At 72.9% G+C, this 16,272-nt stretch carries 15 protein-coding genes and 2 riboswitches; of the genes, 7 read left to right on the top strand and 8 right to left on the bottom strand.

The annotated features are described in order from the left end of the window. Positions 1 to 21 precede the first annotated feature (21 nt). Positions 22 to 678: a heme-copper oxidase subunit III gene (locus amrb99_RS42515; RefSeq protein ID WP_194737671.1), complete on the bottom strand. Its 657-nt coding sequence runs from the start codon at positions 676 to 678 to the stop codon at positions 22 to 24. Between the two features lie 190 nt (positions 679 to 868). Here amrb99_RS42515 and amrb99_RS42510 point away from each other — a divergent pair, with 190 nt between their 5' ends. Together amrb99_RS42510 and trpD are read left to right on the top strand one after the other, a co-directional pair. Continuing rightward, positions 869 to 1,294: a response regulator transcription factor gene (locus amrb99_RS42510; RefSeq protein ID WP_151544428.1), complete on the top strand. Its 426-nt coding sequence runs from the start codon at positions 869 to 871 to the stop codon at positions 1,292 to 1,294. Between the two features lie 106 nt (positions 1,295 to 1,400). Beyond that, entirely contained in the window at positions 1,401 to 2,447 is a 1,047-nt protein-coding gene (trpD, locus tag amrb99_RS42505; RefSeq protein ID WP_190867331.1) for an anthranilate phosphoribosyltransferase, read from the top strand. Positions 2,448 to 2,639: 192 nt separating this feature from the next. Here the strand turns inward: trpD and amrb99_RS42500 are convergent, their stop codons facing one another. The 4 genes from amrb99_RS42500 to amrb99_RS42485 are packed head-to-tail and all read right to left on the bottom strand — an operon-like array spanning position 2,640 to position 6,694. Then, on the bottom strand, positions 2,640 to 3,473 hold the full coding sequence (locus amrb99_RS42500) for an ABC transporter permease (protein WP_190867328.1): 834 nt from the start codon (positions 3,471 to 3,473) through the stop codon (positions 2,640 to 2,642). Beyond that, positions 3,473 to 4,414 (bottom strand): ABC transporter permease, encoded by a 942-nt coding sequence (locus amrb99_RS42495; RefSeq protein ID WP_241756465.1) that lies wholly within the window; start codon positions 4,412 to 4,414, stop codon positions 3,473 to 3,475. The genes amrb99_RS42500 and amrb99_RS42495 overlap by 1 nt, the downstream gene beginning before the upstream one ends. Further along, entirely contained in the window at positions 4,393 to 5,601 is a 1,209-nt protein-coding gene (locus amrb99_RS42490; protein WP_190867326.1) for an ABC transporter substrate-binding protein, read from the bottom strand. Before amrb99_RS42490 ends, amrb99_RS42495 begins: the two co-directional genes overlap by 22 nt. A gap of 13 nt (positions 5,602 to 5,614) precedes the next feature. Beyond that, the gene (locus amrb99_RS42485) at positions 5,615 to 6,694 is read right to left on the bottom strand and encodes an ABC transporter ATP-binding protein (RefSeq protein WP_190867324.1); all 1,080 of its coding nucleotides are present in this window, start codon (positions 6,692 to 6,694) and stop codon (positions 5,615 to 5,617) included. A gap of 78 nt (positions 6,695 to 6,772) precedes the next feature. Here amrb99_RS42485 and amrb99_RS42480 point away from each other — a divergent pair, with 78 nt between their 5' ends. Both amrb99_RS42480 and amrb99_RS42475 read left to right on the top strand, forming a co-directional pair. Next, entirely contained in the window at positions 6,773 to 7,498 is a 726-nt protein-coding gene (locus amrb99_RS42480; RefSeq protein WP_190867322.1) for an FCD domain-containing protein, read from the top strand. A 16-nt stretch (positions 7,499 to 7,514) separates the two neighbouring features. Further along, complete coding sequence (locus tag amrb99_RS42475) at positions 7,515 to 8,207, top strand: cache domain-containing protein (protein WP_190867320.1); 693 nt, start codon at positions 7,515 to 7,517, stop codon at positions 8,205 to 8,207. Between the two features lie 19 nt (positions 8,208 to 8,226). Here amrb99_RS42475 and amrb99_RS42470 read toward each other — a convergent pair whose 3' ends face one another. From amrb99_RS42470 to amrb99_RS42460, 3 genes are all read right to left on the bottom strand, one after another. Then, complete coding sequence (locus tag amrb99_RS42470) at positions 8,227 to 8,514, bottom strand: Lrp/AsnC ligand binding domain-containing protein (protein WP_151544422.1); 288 nt, start codon at positions 8,512 to 8,514, stop codon at positions 8,227 to 8,229. 38 nt (positions 8,515 to 8,552) lie between these two features. After that, positions 8,553 to 9,302 (bottom strand): rhomboid family intramembrane serine protease, encoded by a 750-nt coding sequence (locus amrb99_RS42465; RefSeq protein ID WP_190867319.1) that lies wholly within the window; start codon positions 9,300 to 9,302, stop codon positions 8,553 to 8,555. Between the two features lie 61 nt (positions 9,303 to 9,363). Further along, positions 9,364 to 11,154 carry a DEDD exonuclease domain-containing protein gene (locus amrb99_RS42460; RefSeq protein ID WP_190867316.1) on the bottom strand — a complete coding sequence of 597 codons (1,791 nt, stop codon included), beginning with the start codon at positions 11,152 to 11,154 and terminating at the stop codon, positions 9,364 to 9,366. 296 nt (positions 11,155 to 11,450) lie between these two features. Here amrb99_RS42460 and amrb99_RS42455 point away from each other — a divergent pair, with 296 nt between their 5' ends. The 3 genes from amrb99_RS42455 to amrb99_RS42445 all read left to right on the top strand — a co-directional run bounded on the left by amrb99_RS42455 (position 11,451) and on the right by amrb99_RS42445 (position 16,030). Next, on the top strand, positions 11,451 to 12,713 hold the full coding sequence (locus amrb99_RS42455) for an NYN domain-containing protein (protein ID WP_347257099.1): 1,263 nt from the start codon (positions 11,451 to 11,453) through the stop codon (positions 12,711 to 12,713). A 194-nt stretch (positions 12,714 to 12,907) separates the two neighbouring features. Next, entirely contained in the window at positions 12,908 to 13,954 is a 1,047-nt protein-coding gene (locus amrb99_RS42450; protein ID WP_347257098.1) for a C40 family peptidase, read from the top strand. A 503-nt stretch (positions 13,955 to 14,457) separates the two neighbouring features. Next, positions 14,458 to 14,659: riboswitch (cyclic di-AMP (ydaO/yuaA leader) on the top strand. A 214-nt stretch (positions 14,660 to 14,873) separates the two neighbouring features. After that, positions 14,874 to 15,033: riboswitch (cyclic di-AMP (ydaO/yuaA leader) on the top strand. 10 nt (positions 15,034 to 15,043) lie between these two features. Further along, on the top strand, positions 15,044 to 16,030 hold the full coding sequence (locus amrb99_RS42445) for a CHAP domain-containing protein (RefSeq protein WP_347257097.1): 987 nt from the start codon (positions 15,044 to 15,046) through the stop codon (positions 16,028 to 16,030). Positions 16,031 to 16,272: the final 242 nt, after the last annotated feature.

Below are 16,272 nucleotides of genomic sequence, written 5' to 3'. Positions count from 1 at the left end.
CATGTCTGGGTGGTCAGCGGGTCAGTGGTCGAGCAGGTAGACGACCGAGAACAGGCCGATCCACACCACGTCGACGAAGTGCCAGTAATAGGACACGACGATCGCGCTCGTCGCCTGCTCGTGCGTCCATCGCTTCGCGGCGAACGTCCGGCCGAGGACGAACAGGAACGCGACCAGGCCGCCGATGACGTGCAGACCGTGGAAACCGGTGGCCAGGTAGAAGACCGAGCCGTAGGCCGACGAGGAGAACGTGAGGCCGTCCTTGGTGACCAGGCTGTAGTACTCGAAGGCCTGTCCCGCCACGAAGTAGAGGCCCATCAGGAAGGACAGGACGTACCACTCGCGCAGGCCCCAGCGGGCGACGTTCAGCAGGCCGCCGTCGCGGCCGACCTTGCCGGCCTCGGCCTTGAACACGCCCCACTGGCAGGTCACCGACGACAGCACCAGCACGGTCGTGTTGGCCGTCGACAGCGGCAGGTTCAGCGGTGCGCCCGGCCAGGCGTCGTGCCCGGACTGGCCGATCGTCACAGAGCGGATCGTGAAGAACATCGCGAACAGCGCCGCGAAGAACATCAGCTCGGACGACAGCCAAACGATCGTCCCCACGCTGACCAGATTGGGACGGTTCGCCCGTGCGTGAGGTGTTGTCTCTATCGCGGATGCTGTCACGGGCAGCATTATTGCGCCCCTATCCCGTGAGTGACGCATGACCCCCCTCCTAGAGTTCCCGAACGTGTCACCCGGCCTCCGGCACGGTGCCGCGGGCTCCGGCGATCTTTGCCCGCACCTGGCCTTCCGGTGGCCGCGACGCGGGGAAACATGACCTGGATCTCGTGCGCGCGGGAACGAACCGGTAGCCTTCCGTGTCATGAGCACCACCGCCCCGGAGAGCCCGATGAAGGTTCTCGTCTACAGCGACGACGCGAACACCCGCGCACAGATCCGGATGGCGATCGGGCGACGCCCCGCCGCCGATCTTCCGCAGGTGGAGTTCGTCGAGCGCGCGACCCAGCCCGCCGTGGTGGCGCGGCTCGACGAGGGCGGCATCGACGTCCTGGTCGTGGACGGCGAGGCGCAGCCCGCGGGCGGTCTCGGCGTCTGCCGGCAGGCCAAGGACGAGGTGTACGACTGCCCGCCGGTGCTGGCGATCATCGGGCGGCGCGACGACGGCTGGCTGGCGACCTGGTCGCGCGCCGACGCCGTGGTGAGCCTTCCGCTGGACCCGATGGCGCTGGCGAAGGAGCTCGCCGGCCTCATGCGCTGGCGTCTCGAGAACCGCCTTCCGGCCCTGTAAAGACCGTTTCGCCGGGGAGGCTCTGGGCGCCGCCCCGGTCCGCACCCCGGCCGGGTCGGGACGAGCCCGGCGCGCTCCCTCCGGACCCACCGCACCTGGGGGATAGATGGACGCCCGCACGACCTGGCCCGCACTGCTCAACGCCCTGCTCGACGGCGAGTCGCTGACCAGCGAGGAGACCGCCTGGGCGATGAACACGATCATGGCCGGGGAGGCCACCGACGCGCAGATCGCGGGGTTCGCGGTCGCGATGCGCGCCAAGGGCGAGACCGTCGCGGAGGTGTCCGGCCTCGCCGACGGCATGATGGACAACGCCACCCCGGTGGACGTGCCGGGCCGCATCGCGGACCTGGTCGGCACCGGCGGCGACCGCGCCCACACGGTGAACATCTCCACGATGGCGGCGGTGGTGGCGGCGGCGTCCGGCGTCCGGGTCGTCAAGCACGGCAACCGGGCCGCGTCGTCGTCCTGCGGCGCCGCGGACCTGCTGGAGCACCTCGGCGTCGCGATCGACCTGTCCCCGGAGGCGACGGCGGCGGTCGTCGCGGAGACCGGCATCACCTTCTGCTTCGCGCCGCGCTTCCACCCGGCGCTGCGGTACGCCTCGCGGACCCGCAGCGAGCTGGGCACGCCCACGGTGTTCAACTTCCTCGGCCCCCTGACGAACCCGGCGCGGCCGGGGGCGCAGGCGGTCGGGGTGTTCCATCCGCGGATGGCGGGCGTGATCGCCGGCGTGTTCGCCGCGCGGGGCTGCTCGTCGCTGGTGTTCCGCGGCGACGACGGCCTGGACGAGCTGACCACCACCGGCACCTCGACCGTGTGGGTGGTGCGCGACGGGACGGCGACGCAGACGACCTTCGACCCGTCCGCGCTCGGCATCCCCCCGGCGCGCCCGGAGGACCTGCGCGGCGCCGACGCGTCCTTCAACGCCCGGGTGGCGCGGGAGACGTTCGCCGGCCGGGAGGGGCCCGTCCGCGACATGGTCCTGCTGAACGCGGCGGCGCTGATCACCGCCTACGAGGGCGCCCCGTCCGCCGACGAGCTCACCCCGACGCTGGCCGCCGCCCGCGACCGCGCCGCCGAGGCCGTCGACTCCGGCGCCGCCGCCACCCTCCTGGACCGCTGGATCGAGACCTCCCAAGCGCACCGTTAAGCCCAGGGGGCGACCCCAGCCCCGACCAGGTAGAACCTCAGCCCCGGCGGCTGGAACCCCAGCCCCGGCAGGTGGAACCTCAGCCACCGGTCACGGGCAGGCACGCGGAGCGAGTGCAGCGAGCGCAGCGGGCCTGCCCGGCGGTTGAGAGGCTGTTTCGCGCGGAGCTCTAGCGGAGCGCGAAACAGCCTCTCAACCGCTGACGGGGGTTCCAGGGGGGCGCCCCCCTGGGCTGGCGCTGGAGAGGCGTTGGGCGAGGTAGATCGGGATGATCGAGAGGACGATCAGGGCGGCGGCGAGGACGTTGACGACCGGGGCCTGGTTGGGCCGGAACAGGTTGTCGAAGATCCAGATGGGCAGGGTCTGGGAGCCGGGGCCCGCGGTGAACGTGGTCACGATGATCTCGTCGAAGGACAGCGCGAAGGACAGCAGCCCGCCGGCGAGCAGCGCCGAGCGCAGGTTCGGCAGCGTCACGTACCAGAACGTCTGGAAGGTGTCGGCGCCGAGGTCGGCGGACGCCTCCTCCAGGCTGGTGCCGGTGCGGCGCAGCCGGGCCAGCACGTTGTTGTAGATGGTGACGACGCAGAACGTGGCGTGCCCGACGATCACGGTGAACAGGCCGAGGCCGATGCCGAGCGGCTCCAGGACGACCTGGAAGGCGTTGCTGAGGGCGATGCCGGTGACGATGCCGGGCAGCGCGATCGGCAGCACCACCACCAGCGAGACGGTCTCGCGGCCGAAGAAGCGGTACCGGGCGACGGCGAACGCCGCCATGGTGCCGAGGACCATGGCGGCGGCGGTGGCGCCGACGCCGGCCTTGACGCTCGTCCAGACGGCCTGGCGGGCGCCCGGGTTGTCGAGCGCGTGCGCCCACCAGCGTCCGGTGAGGTCCGTCGGCGGCCAGCCGAACGTCTTGTCGGCGTTGACGGAGTTGATCAGCACGACGAGCAGCGGCACGTAGACGACCGCGAGCCCGAGGATCATCACGGCGCGCAGGGCCGTCCGCGCGGCGGGCGAGAGGGTCATCACAGCTCCCTGAGGGCGCCGGTGCGGCGGGCCGCGGCGAGGTAGACCAGCATGACCACGACGGGGATCGTGGCGACGGCCGCGGCGAACGGCAGGTTGTTGGCGGCGCCGATGTTGTCGTAGACGACGTTGCCGAGCAGCTGGCTCCGGCCGCCGACGATCTTGACGGTGATGTAGTCGCCGAGCGACAGCGAGAAGGTGAAGATCGACCCGGCGACCAGGGACGGGAACACCATCGGCAGCACGACCGAGCGGAAGGTGCGCCACGGGCGGGCGCCGAGGTCGCCGGAGGCGTCCAGCAGCGAGTCCGGCAGCCGCTCCAGGCCGGTGTAGACGGGCAGGATCATGTAGGGCAGCCACAGGTAGGCCAGCACGATGATCGTGGCGGTGAGGCCGTATCCGGGGCTGGAGAGCCCGAACGGCTTCAGCGCCTCGTCGGCGAGGCCGCCGTGCGCCAGGATCACCCGCCACGCGTACGCCTTGACGAGGTAGGCCGCCCACAGCGGCGCCAGGATCGCGATGACGAGGTACGGCCGGTACCGGGGCCGGGCCACCTTCGCCATGTACAGCGCCATGGGGAACCCGATGGCGGTGTCGATGGCGGTGACGGCCGCCGCGACGCCGAGGCTGCGCAGCGCGATCGTCCGGTAGACGGGCTCGTTCCACAGGTCCTGGAAGTTGGCGAGGGTGAACTGCCGGACGACCGCGCCGGTGAAGGTGTCGGCCGACCAGAACGCGGTGACGAAGATCGCGGCGAGCGCGCCGAGGTAGGCGACCACCAGCCAGGCCAGCGGCGCCGACAGCAGCAGGGACAGCCGCAGCGCCGGCCGGCGGTGCAGCAGCGCCGCCGCCCGGCGCCGGGGACCCGGCGCCGGGCGGGCGGATGCCTCACCGGCGGTGGACGCCGCCGGGGACGCGGTCATCCCTTGATCGCCGTCCATGCCTGCGTCCACTTGGAGTAGTCGACGCACTTGACGTTCTTGCGGCCGTCCAGGCACTGGGCGATCGGCGTCGTCCAGAAGTGCACCTTGGAGAAGTACGTCTCGTCGGTGGCGTGGAAGGTGTCGCAGAACTTCTTGTCCGCGGTCTCCTGGCAGGCCTTGGCGTTCGCCGGGGCCTCACCGAACCACTCGGCGACCTGCGCGTTCGCCTTCGGGGACACGATGTAGTTCATCCACTGGTAGGCGCAGTTCGGGTGCTTGGCCTTCGCCGCGACCATCCAGGTGTCCGACCAGCCGGTCGAGCCCTCCTTCGGCACGATCGCCTTCACCGGCGCCTTCGCGGCCTCCACGTAGTTCGTGATGACCTGCCAGGTCGTGCCGAGCAGGGTGTCGCCGCTCTTGAACGACTGGACGGCCTTGGTGTAGTCGGACCAGTACTCGCCGATGATGCCCCGCTGCTGCTTCAGCAGCGCCACGGACGCGTCGAACTGCTTCTGGTCGAGCGCGTACGGGTCCTTGATGCCGAGCTCGGGGCGGGCCGACATCAGGTAGAGCGCCGCGTCGGCGATGTAGATCGGCGAGTCGTAGGCGGTGACCTTGCCCTTGTACGGGGAGTTGGCGTCGAACACCGCGCCCCACGAGTCGGGGGCCTGCTTCACCTTGTCGGTGCGCCACATCAGCAGGTTGGCGCCGCGGCCGTGCGGGATGCCGTAGGCCACGTTGTTCACCGAGTTCCACGGCTTGTTCTTCAGCCCGGCGAAGATGTCGGCGTAGTTCGGCACGAGCGCGGTGTTGACCGGGGCGACGCTGCCGGACGCGATGAGCCGCAGCGACGCGTCGCCGGACGCCGAGACCGTGTCGTACTGGCCGGTCTTCATCAGCGCGACCATCTCGTCCGAGGTGCCGGCGATCTTGGTGTTGACCTTGCAGCCGGTCTGCTTCTCGAACGGGTGGACCCAGTCGACCGTCTTCTCGTTGGAGCCGTCCTCGGCGTACCCGGCCCAGGCGACCAGGTTGACCTGGCCCTCGCCCTGGCCGAGCGACTTCTGCATCGGGACCTTCGGGACCGTGAAGCCGCCCTGCCCGGCTCCGGACGCCTTGTCTCCCGAGTCGCCGCCGCAGCCGGCGGCGGCCAGTCCGATCGCCAGCGCCGCCGCGGCGGCGAGCGCCATGCGCGTGGACCACATGAGGAACTCCTCTTTAGTTGGGGGTTTTCGCGGAGGTTTCAGTGCTCGGTGCGGCACCGGCGACCCGGAACTCGTGCGCCGCCTGCCAGCCGACCCGGACGCGGGCGCCGCGGTGGCGGGTCGCCTCCGCCGGGGAGGCCGCGAGGTTCTGCCGGAGCGCGACGACCCGGTCGCCGGACTCCAGGTCCACCACGAACCTCGTGACGGCGCCCGCGTAGACGACCTCGGCGATGGTGCCCTCGGCGTGCCGGTCCCCCGCCGGCCCGCCCGTCCCGCCGTCCGGCGCGGCGCCCTCGCCGTCGCCGGGGGCGTCGCCGCCGTCGAGGATGCGCACGTGCAGCTTCTCCGGCCGCACGCAGACGTCCCCGATCCGGTTGGTCGTGCCGACGAAGCCGGCCACGAACTCGGTCGCCGGGTGCTCGTACACCTCGGCGGGCGTGCCGACCTGCTGGACGCGGCCGCCGTCGAGGACCGCGATGCGGTCGCTGAGGGTCAGCGCCTCCTCCTGGTCGTGCGTGACGAACACGAACGTGATGCCGGCGCGGCGCTGGATCGTCTTCAGCTCGACCTGCATCTCCTCGCGCAGCTTCAGGTCGAGGGCGCCGAGCGGCTCGTCCAGCAGCAGCACCTTCGGCTCGTTGACCAGCGCGCGCGCCAGCGCGACCCGCTGGCGCTGCCCGCCCGACAGCTCGCTGGGCCGGCGCGCCTCGAAGCCGTCGAGCCGGACGCTGCGCAGCGCCTCAAGCGCCCGCTCGCGGCGCTTCGCCTTCGGGACCCGCCGCACCTTCAGCCCGTACTCGACGTTGCGGAGCACGTCCAGGTGCGGGAACAGCGCGTAGTCCTGGAAGACGGTGTTGACGTCGCGGTCGAACGGGGCGAGGCCCGTGACGTCGCGGCCGGCCAGCTCGACCGTCCCGGACGTCGGGCGCTCGAAGCCCGCGATGAGCCGCAGCACGGTGGTCTTGCCGGATCCGGACGGACCGAGCATCGAGAAGAACTCGCCGTCCCCGATGTCGAGGTCGACGCCCGCCACCGCCTCGACGGCACCGAAGGTCTTGCGCAGATCGCGGATCCTCACCGCTGTAGCCGGCATGGACGAAAACATATGGAGTCATAGGTTTTAGTTCAAGTGACGATCCGGTATCACTGAGTCAACGGGGAGAGGGGGCCCATGGACGGTGCGGAGGGCGCGCGCCTCGTCGTGTTCGCCCCGGTCGACAACACCGCCCGGGTCGACGCCGTGGTCCGGCGGATCGGCGACGCCATCGCGCTCGGCCTCCTCGACGACGGGGAGCAGCTGCCCAGCGAGACCGATCTCGCCGGACATCTCGGGATATCGACGGTAACTCTACGCGAAGCGCTGATGGCCTTGCGTCAGCAGGGGCTGATCGAGACCCGGCGCGGCCGCGGCGGCGGCAGCTTCGTGCGCGCCCCGGCGCGCACGTTCGACCTCGACGAGCGGCTCCTCCCGCTGTCCGCCGAGGAGCTGCGCGACCTCGGCGACCACTACGCCGCGATCGCCGGCGCCGCCGCCCGGCTGGCCGCCCGGCGCTCGCTGCCCGGCGACGTCGACCGGCTGCGCCGCTCCCTCGCCGAGATGACCCGCCCGGACGCCGCGCCCCGGATGTGCCGGCTGGATGGCCGGCTGCACCTGGAGATCGCCGCCGCGTCCCAGTCCGTCCGGCTCACCCGCGAGGAGATCCGGCTGCAGGCCGACATCGGGCCGCTCATCTGGGCCGTCCACGACGAGCCGGGCGCCCGCCGGGCCGTGCACGCCCAGCACGCCCGGATCGTCGACGCCGTCGAGCGGGGCGAGGAGGACCGGGCCCGGGATGTCGCTGAAAGTCACGTCGCGAATGCGATAGAACGTCTGATTGACCGACGGCTCACCCTCTGACCCGAGGTGGACCCCCATGCCCCCCGAGCCACCGTCCGCCGGTGCGGCGGCGGACCGCGTGCACGCGACCCTCGACGCCGTCTTCGGCACGGTCGCCGAGATCCGCGACGCCTCGGCGCGGCTGCTGCGGGAGGTGCGCGGCGCCGGCCGCGTCCCGGCCCGCGCCGACCTCGCCGCCCTGCGCCCCCTGCTGCTCCCCCGGCTCGGCCCGCTGGTGTGCGGCCTCGGCTTCATCGCCGCGCCCCGGCTGCTCGCCGACGCCGCCTGGTACCTGGAGTGGTGGCAGGCCGGCCCCGCCGGCCCGGCCCAGCTGCTGCGCGACCTGAACCCCGAGAGCAGCGCCCTGTACGACTACACCGCCTGGGACTGGTTCACCGGCCCGGAGGGCGGCGCCGAGAAGACCGTCTGCGGCCCCTACGTCGACTACCTGTGCAGCGACGAGTACGTCCTCACGCTGTCGGCCCCGGTCCGCGTGGACGGGGAGTTCGCCGGCGTCGCCGCCGCGGACGTGTTCGCCCGCACCTTCGAGCACGAGGTCGTCCCGGTGCTGCGCGAGATCCCCGCGCCCGCCTTCGTGGTCAACGCCCCGGGCCGCGTGATGGCGTCCAACACCGCCACGTGGCCTCCGGGCGCCGTCTACCGCGGCCGCCCCGGCCACACCGCCCACCCCTGCGGCGACCTCTCCCTGAGCCTGATCACGGCCGCGTAGGCCGCACGGGTGCGCCGGCTCAGTCGGCGTCGGGCAGGCCCAGGGCGAAGGCGGCGTCGAGGTCGTGCTTGGAGTAGGTGCGGAACGCGATGTGGGTCTCGGTGCCGACGACGCCGGGGACCTTGTTCACCCGCCCGGGGATCACGTCGTTGAGCTCGTCGTGGCGGCGGACGCGGACCATCGCCATCAGGTCGTGCTCGCCGGTGACCGAGTAGACCTCGCTGACCCCGTCCAGCGCGGCGATCGTCTCGGCCACCTCGTGGATGCGCGCGACGTCGGCCTTGACGAACACGATCGCTGTGACCACTGGGCCCCTCCCCTGAGTTCGGACGCCCCCGACTCTACTCAGGTGCGGCTGAGCGCCGCGATGCGGCGGGTGCGGCCCGCGCGGCGGGCCAGCAGCGCGAACAGCACGCCGGCGGAGAAGCCGTAGATGTGCGCCGTGTAGGCGACGCTGCTCTCCTCGTCGCCCAGCGACAGCCACTGCAGGATGAACCAGTAGCCGAGCACCACCCAGACGGGCAGCCGCAGGACGATGATCGGCGGCACGTAGCTGACGACGCGGCCGCGCGGGTTGAGGATCACGTAGGCGCCCATCACCCCGGCGATCGCGCCGGACGCGCCGATGAGCGGGACCGTGGAGTCGGGCGAGGTCCAGGCGAAGCCGTACACGGCGATGAGCCCGAACGCGAGGTAGCTGAGCAGGAAGCGCCATCGCCCGAGGCGGTCCTCGACGCCCATGCCGACGACGAAGAGGAAGACCAGGTTGCCGAGCAGGTGCATCGCGCCGGAGTGCAGGAACATCGAGGTGAACGCCGACGTCCACGGCGCCTTGTGGTACCCGTCGGGCCCGCACTGGCTCGTGATGTCGGTCGGCAGCGGCTGCTGGTCGCCGGTGGTCAGTTCCTTGGGCACGGCGCCGTACTGGTAGGTGAACTCGGCGGCCTTGCACTCGCGGACGGCGCCCTTGCCGTACCAGGTGGCGAAGTTCGACATCGGGGTCATGAGGAACACCACGACGTTCACCGCGACCAGCAGGTACGTCACCCACGGGACGCGCCGCGCGGGCTGGCTGTCGTAGAGAGGCAGGGCCATGCGGGGTCGTCCTCTCCGGGCGCGGGGTGTCCACCGTCACCTTAGTGGGCGGCCCGGCCCGTCAGCGCCTTCCCTGGCGGGCTTCGGGGTCGTGGCTCGCGTAGGCGTTGTCGATCCAGGCCCGCAGGCCCTCGGCGCCGTGCGCCGGGCACGTCCAGGCGCCGTCCAGTTCGACGAGCCGGACGCCGGGCAGGTCGAGCCAGCGCAGCACGCACTCCATCTCCTCGGCGGTGGCGCCGGACGACGGCGGCGCGCCGAGCGCCACGCCGCCGGGGGCGCCGCCGGCCGGCGGGAAGACGGTCTCGGCGGTGGCGATGAGGGCGTCGACGTAGGGGCGGGGGTGGGCGCGCGGCGGGACGGTCCCCGCCGCGGCGAGCCGCCCGTACCGGACGACGGACAGCTCCCAGCCGCCGTCGAAGCCCGGCCGGGCGGCGACGAGTTCGGGGAGCCGGGCGAGCGCGGTGAGGCGCTGGCCGCGGGCGGCGGCGCGGACGAACGCGGCGAGCCGGTCGCGCTGCGCGGCGGCCTCCTCGTACCGCAGCTCGGACGCGAGCCGGTCGATGCGGACCTGCGCGGCGGCCACGACGGGCCGCACGTCGCCCTCCATGATCGCGCGGGCGGTCTCGGCGTGCACGGCGTAGGCGTCGGGCGACTCGCGGCCGTCGCAGGGCGCGCCGCAGCGGCCGAGGTCGGCGAGCGCGCAGGTGCGGGCGCGGCCGCGCTCGATGAGCCGCACGGTGAGCCGCTGGGTGCACTGGCGCAGCGGGACGGCCTCGTGCAGCGCGGCGCGGGCCTCCTCGGCCTGCCGCCGGGACGAGATGGGGCCGAGGTACCGGGCGCCGTCGTCGCGGCACTCCCGGACGATCGACAGCCGCGGGAACGGCTCGGCGGTCAGCTTCAGCCAGATGGCGCGCTCGGGGAACTTGGAGCGGCGGTTGTAGCGGGGCTTGTGCTCGGCGATGAGCCGCAGCTCGCGGACCTCGGCTTCCAGGCCGGTGGCGCAGACGATGGTGCGGACGCGCTCGGCGAGGCCGACCATCTCGCGGACGCGCCAGCGGGTCTCCGAGCCGGTGAAGTAGCTGCGCACGCGGGAGCGCAGGTCGCCGCTCTTGCCGACGTAGAGGATCTCTCCGGCGGCGTCCTCGAACAGGTAGACGCCGGGCGCGCTCGGCACGTCGTCGGCGAGGTGGCGCTTGCGGCGCTGCTCGGGGGTGGGCGCCTTGGCGAAGCCGCGCAGCTCCTCCAGGGAGGTGACGCCGAAGGAGCCGAGCCGCTCGATGAGGCCGTGCAGGACCTCGACGGTGGCGCGGGCGTCGGCGAGGGCGCGGTGCGTCGGCTCGGTGCGGGTGCGGAAGAACCGGGCGAGGGTGCCGAGCTTGCAGTTGGGCACCTCGTCCTTGCCGAGGACGCGGCGGGCGAGGTCGACGGTGTCGACGACGGGGAACGCGGGCCAGGCGTACCCCTGGGCGGCGCAGGCGGCCTTGAGGAAGCCGATGTCGAACGGGGCGTTGTGCGCGACGAGCACGCAGCCGCGGGCGAACTCCAGGAACGCGGGGAGCACCGCGTCCATCCGGGGGGCGGCGGTGACCATCGCCGTGGTGATGCCGGTCAGCGCGGTGATGAACGGCGGGATCGGGCCGCCGGGGTCGACGAGGGTGCCGAGCTCGCCGAGCTCCACGCCGCCGCGCACCTTGACCGCGCCGATCTCGGTGATGGCCGAGTCGGCCGCCGAGCCGCCCGTGGTCTCCAGGTCGACCACCACGAAGGTGACCTCCGCCAGGGGGGTGCCGAGGTCGTCCAGGGTGCCCTGGACCGCCCGGACCTGCCCCTGGACCTCGTGCGCAGCCGTCATGCCCGCGACCGTAGAGGACGCCACCGACAGAAGGCCGGGCCGCTAGGGTTGGGGGCGCGCCGGCGCGTCCCGCCGGGCGGGGGCCGCGGGGGACGTCCAGGGGGAGCTTGGCGCGTTCCGTCCGATGCCACGTTCGTGCTGGTTAGGCTGCGTGGTGCTCGGGAAGAGACAGCCCACCGGCGGCGCAGCCCGGAAGGAGCGGGATCATCGACAGCGGCCCCGAAGCGAGCCCCGGCGGCCCGGAGCCCGGACGGCGACTGGCAGGGCCGCTGCCGGAGGCCGTCCGGCTGAGCGTGGTGGAGGCCGCCGCGGAGCTGATTGGCGCGCTGCCGCCGGACGAGGTGCCGGTGCCGCTGCGCCGGTTCGCGCGGTTCGAGCGGCGCAAGCGGGCCAAGCTGGCCGGGCAGCACATCGCCGCGGTGCTGGAGAAGGATCCGGACTTCCGGGGCCGGGTGGCGGAGCCGCTGCGGGAGGCGCAGCCGGACCTGGTCGAGGCGGTCGAGGGCGGCCGCGTGCCGCCGGCGGCGGACCCGGTGCGGGTCGCGGTGGTGGCCTACCTGCTGCGCCCGGACGGCTGGACGGAGCTGGTCGAGGCGGCGCGCGCGGAGCTGGAGCGGTCGGCGACGGCGTCGGAGGAGGAGGCCGCCGAGCGGCGCGTCGCGGCGCTGAAGGAGGAGCTGGCCGCGGCCCGGTCGGCGCGCGCGTCGGAGGTCGACAAGCTGCGCGCGGAGCTGCGCGACACCAAGGCGGAGGTCGCCGAGCTGCGGCGCAAGCTGCACGACGCGCGGACGCGGTACCGGGCGGCGCAGGAGCGGGCGGAGACGCTCGCGGCGGAGACGGACCGGGAGCTGGCGGCCGCGCGCGAGATGTCCGCGGCGGCCGACAAGGAGCTGCGCAAGCTGCGGTCGCGGGCGGCGCAGGCGGAGGCCGCGGCGGAGGCGGCCAAGCGGGCGGCGCGGGAGGGCCGCAACATCGACGACATGCGGCTGCGGCTCCTGCTGGACGCGCTGGTGGACGCGGCGCAGGGGGTGCGGCGGGAGCTGGCGCTGCCGTCGACGATCGCGCGGCCGGCGGACGCGGTGGGCGCGCTGGAGCCGGACCGGCTGGCGCACCGGACGCTGCCGGGGCGCGCGCTGTCGGACAGCGACCCGCAGCTGCTGGACCGGCTGCTGACGCTGCCGCAGGTGCATCTGGTGGTGGACGGCTACAACGTGACGAAGACGGGCTACGGGGAGCTGCCGCTGTCGGACCAGCGGACGCGGCTGCTGTCGGGGCTCGGCGGGCTCGCGGCGCAGACGCGCGCCGAGGTGACGTGCGTGTTCGACGGCGCGGAGCTGGACGCGCCGGTGGCGATCTCCGCGCCGCGCGGGGTGCGGGTGCTGTTCAGCCGGCCGGGGCAGACGGCCGACGAGCTGATCGGCGAGCTGGTGCGGGCGGAACCGGACGGCCGGGCGGTGGTGGTGGTCTCCTCCGACCGGGAGGTGGCGGACGCGGCGCGGCGCGCGAACGCGCGGCCCTGCCCGTCCACGCTGCTGCTGCGGCGGCTGGGCCGGTCGTGACCCGCAAAGACTCCGACATATTGGGAGAATCTCACCATTTCGCCGCCTTGATCGTGCGCTCCGTGATCTTGCCGACACGGAATGTGCGCAAATAGGGTTGAAGTCAATCAGATAGTGACGAATTAGTTGTGACGGTTGTGGCCCCTCGCTAATGTCGTCCGCTGACGTAGTGGACGAGAGGGGCGAATCGGACCGTGACCAACGATCTCATCGGGGAACCAGCGCGCTCGCGCGACCGGAGAGCCGGCTCGACGGGGATAGGGGTCACCCGCCGCCTGGCGGTCACCGCGTGCTTGGCGGCGACCGCGTCCTTCGCGTTCCCGCCCGTGGTGGCGCACGCCAAGCCGAAGCCCACGCACGCGCAGGCGCAGAAGAAGCTCGACCAGCTCAACGAGGAGATGGACAAGAAGGTCGAGCAGTACAACCAGAACACCGAGAAGCTGAAGATCGCCCAGAAGAAGCTGGCCGCCGCCAAGAAGGCGTCGGCGGAAGAGCAGGCCTCCTTCGACAAGCAGCGCTCGGCGATCGCCCAGATGGCCGCGGACGCCTACAAGAACGGCGACTCCACGGACGTCACCGGCTTCGTCGGCAGCGGCGACCCGCAGTCCGTCCTCGACCAAGCGGCGGTCTTCACCCAGCTTTCCGAGCAGCGCAGCTCCCAGCTCACCCAGTTCCTGGCGACCGCGCAGCGGCTGCGCCGCGAGCAGGCCCAGGCGCAGAGCGCCTACAACGACGTCAAGACCAAGCACGACGAGCTCGCCAAGGCCAAGAAGGACCTCGACAAGAAGGTCCGGGAGGCCAAGAAGCTGGTCCAGCAGACCGGCGGCGGCGCCTCCAGCGGCGGTTCGAGCGGCGGCGGGACGGGCGGCACCTACAACGGCCCGGCCAGCGGCTCGGCCCGGACGGCGCTCAACTTCGCCTACGCCCAGCTCGGCAAGCCGTACTCCTACGGCGCGACCGGTCCGGGCTCCTACGACTGCTCGGGCCTGACGATGCGGGCCTGGGAGGCCGCGGGCGTCAACATCACCCGCACCACCAACTCCCAGTGGGCGGCCGTCAAGCACGTCTCCCAGAGCGACCTGCAGCCCGGTGACCTGGTGTTCTTCAGCGGGCTCTCGCACGTCGGCATGTACGTCGGCGGCGGGAAGTTCATCCACGCCCCGCACACCGGCGACGTGGTGAAGATCAGCTCCCTGTCGGGCTACTACACGTCGAACTTCTACGGCGCGGGACGCCCCTGACGATCATGTGAACGGCCCCCCGCGGGGGGCCGTTCGCTCCCCCCGACGGCAACGGACCAGGGCTGACCTGGTCCGTTGTTGATTTTGGGGGGGTTTGCCTTCTGTTGGGGCTTTGGTACCTTGTCACCACCCAGGCGCCCTCCAGACGCACTGGTCACGCGGCGCCCTCCAGACGCCGCGGCCCCACGCGGCACACCGTCACGGCGGCCGCGGACCGGGCGGCGCGCCCCACGCGCCGTCCCCCAGGGCGGCACGATCCACGCGTCGCCCCGCGGCACCGGGAGAGCGTGCCGCACCGGTCTCTCCGAGACCCGGCCGGCCCGGCCCACCGTGCGCACGCCGACAGCGTGCATGGCGCTGAGAGCGCGCCACGCTGGACCACACAGGGCTCCGGCCCGGGCGGTCCCCCGGACAAGGGGCCGCCGCCATCACAACATCAGCGCCGCTCTTTCGCACGCGGGACAAAGGGTCCCGCGCACGGGCCCCATGACGCCCACAGGATCGCAGCGGCAGCGCCGAATCCGCGCCGTGCGGCGCGGAACCGGGGACCCACCTTCACCGGAGTCCGGAGCAGTTCCGGACGGACATTCCGGTACCCGGGGTGAATCGGTGCGCCTCTTCCGGCACGACCGGTGAGAGCCGCCGTAGGGCCACTTCCACGCCCGAACCCGACAGCTAACCCGGTAGGCGTCTGGAAGAAGGAGTGAACACTGTCCACCTACCCTCAGCAGAACGCCCCGCCGCGGCCGGATGACGGGCCCGGACGGGCCTCCTAGCCGAACGGCACCAATCTCTCCGGGCGCGGCCGTCCGCTGAGCGCACGGCCGCGCCCGCCCCCTCTTTCTCTGCCTCTCCGCGGGCGCGACGACAGCGCCCCCTCCCGAGAGGACCCCCATCCGAACCGGCGTGCCCGCCCCCGGGCGCGCCACCGCCGAGTCCGTCCCGTGCCCGCGTGGCCGGTGACGGAGCCGGGGACCCACCCATGTCCCCTCGGGGTGAATCGGCCTGCCCGCAGGCCGTAGGGCGGCTTCCACGCCCGAACCCGTCAGCTAACCCGGTAGGCGGCATGGAAGCCAAGGAGATCCCCCCGTGGCAGGCAAGCACCGCAAGGCAAGCCCCACCAGCGACACGACTCCCATCACCCCCGTCAGAAGGACCCCCGCGCACCACGCGGCCCCCGCGAAGAAGGCGGGCCGCGCGGCCGGGGCCGCCCCGGCGCCCAGGGTGATCACCGCCCAGGTCCTGCCCGAGGCAGCGGACGCCGGCGGCGAGACCGCCCACGCGGCGGCGGGCGGCCGGCACCGCAAGAGCGGGCGCGCCGTCGCCTGGCGCACCACCGGCGGCGTGATCATCGGCGCCGCCGTCCTCGGCACCGCCGTGGCCACCGCGCAGGCGTCGGTCCTGCCGTTCGGCGGGCCGGAGCCCGCCAAGCCGGCCGCCGCGGCCGACCTGGCCGTCGCGCCCGCGCCGCAGAAGCACGTGTCCCCGCGCCGGACGCCCCAGGCCGAGGCGCCCGCCAAGGCGGCGCCCCGTCGCAGCGCGGAGAGCGCGCCGAAGGCCGCCGCTCCGAAGGAACGTTCCAAGAAGTCCCGCCCGACCGCCGAGGCCGCCATCGAGCTCGCCCGCTCCCAGGTCGGCACGAGCCCCGACGGCAACGGCGACACCAAGTTCGGCGACTGGTACGAGGGCACCGAGCGCGCCAAGGAGACCGTCGCCCGCGACGGCGGGTCCGTGCAGGAGTACAGCGACGCCGAGTGGTGCGACATGTTCATCTCCTGGATCGGCGACAAGCTCGGCTTCACCGACCAGATCGGCAGCGACGCCTGGACCGTCGCGCACGCCCAGTGGTTCCAGGACAACGGCCGCTGGGGCGACGCGCCCAAGCCCGGCGCGATCGTCTTCTTCTCCTGGAGCGGCGGCAAGTCCGCCGACGACATCCAGCACGTGGGGATGGTCATCAAGGACAACGGCGACGGGACGATCCAGACCGTCGAGGGCAACACCGGGAACTCCGTCCAGGTCAAGGAGCGTTCGACGGACACCGTGGTCGGCTACGGCTACCCCGACTACGCCTAGTGACCCCGGACGGCGACACGGCGCCGGTGGCACCGCTTCCACGGAAGGCTCAATAGGATCGCGCGCATGGAGGACGGCCCACCGCAGGACGGCCCCGCCGAGGACGAGGGGCACGACGCCCCCGGAACCCGGCGGGGCGGTCCCGTCCTTCCGCGGGACCTGTGGGCGCGGCCCGGCGCCGTGACGCGGCGCCGGGCCCTCGCGTTGGGCGCCGGCGGCGCCGCGCTGCTGGCCGCCGGCGG

It is taken from the genome of Actinomadura sp. RB99 (assembly GCF_014706005.1).
Lineage (GTDB): Bacteria > Actinomycetota > Actinomycetes > Streptosporangiales > Streptosporangiaceae > Spirillospora.
This window is presented reverse-complemented; position numbering and strand designations above follow the sequence as displayed.

Bases quoted from the DNA above. Each gene is read 5' to 3' on its own strand.
- amrb99_RS42515 (WP_194737671.1), bottom strand. From the start codon at position 678: ATGCTGCCCGTGACAGCATCCGCGATAGAGACAACACCTCACGCACGG.
- amrb99_RS42510 (WP_151544428.1), top strand. From the start codon at position 869: ATGAGCACCACCGCCCCGGAGAGCCCGATGAAGGTTCTCGTCTACAGC.
- trpD (WP_190867331.1), top strand. From the start codon at position 1,401: ATGGACGCCCGCACGACCTGGCCCGCACTGCTCAACGCCCTGCTCGAC.
- amrb99_RS42500 (WP_190867328.1), bottom strand. From the start codon at position 3,473: ATGACCCTCTCGCCCGCCGCGCGGACGGCCCTGCGCGCCGTGATGATC.
- amrb99_RS42495 (WP_241756465.1), bottom strand. From the start codon at position 4,414: ATGGACGGCGATCAAGGGATGACCGCGTCCCCGGCGGCGTCCACCGCC.
- amrb99_RS42490 (WP_190867326.1), bottom strand. From the start codon at position 5,601: ATGTGGTCCACGCGCATGGCGCTCGCCGCCGCGGCGGCGCTGGCGATC.
- amrb99_RS42485 (WP_190867324.1), bottom strand. From the start codon at position 6,694: ATGCCGGCTACAGCGGTGAGGATCCGCGATCTGCGCAAGACCTTCGGT.
- amrb99_RS42480 (WP_190867322.1), top strand. From the start codon at position 6,773: ATGGACGGTGCGGAGGGCGCGCGCCTCGTCGTGTTCGCCCCGGTCGAC.
- amrb99_RS42475 (WP_190867320.1), top strand. From the start codon at position 7,515: ATGCCCCCCGAGCCACCGTCCGCCGGTGCGGCGGCGGACCGCGTGCAC.
- amrb99_RS42465 (WP_190867319.1), bottom strand. From the start codon at position 9,302: ATGGCCCTGCCTCTCTACGACAGCCAGCCCGCGCGGCGCGTCCCGTGG.
- amrb99_RS42460 (WP_190867316.1), bottom strand. From the start codon at position 11,154: ATGACGGCTGCGCACGAGGTCCAGGGGCAGGTCCGGGCGGTCCAGGGC.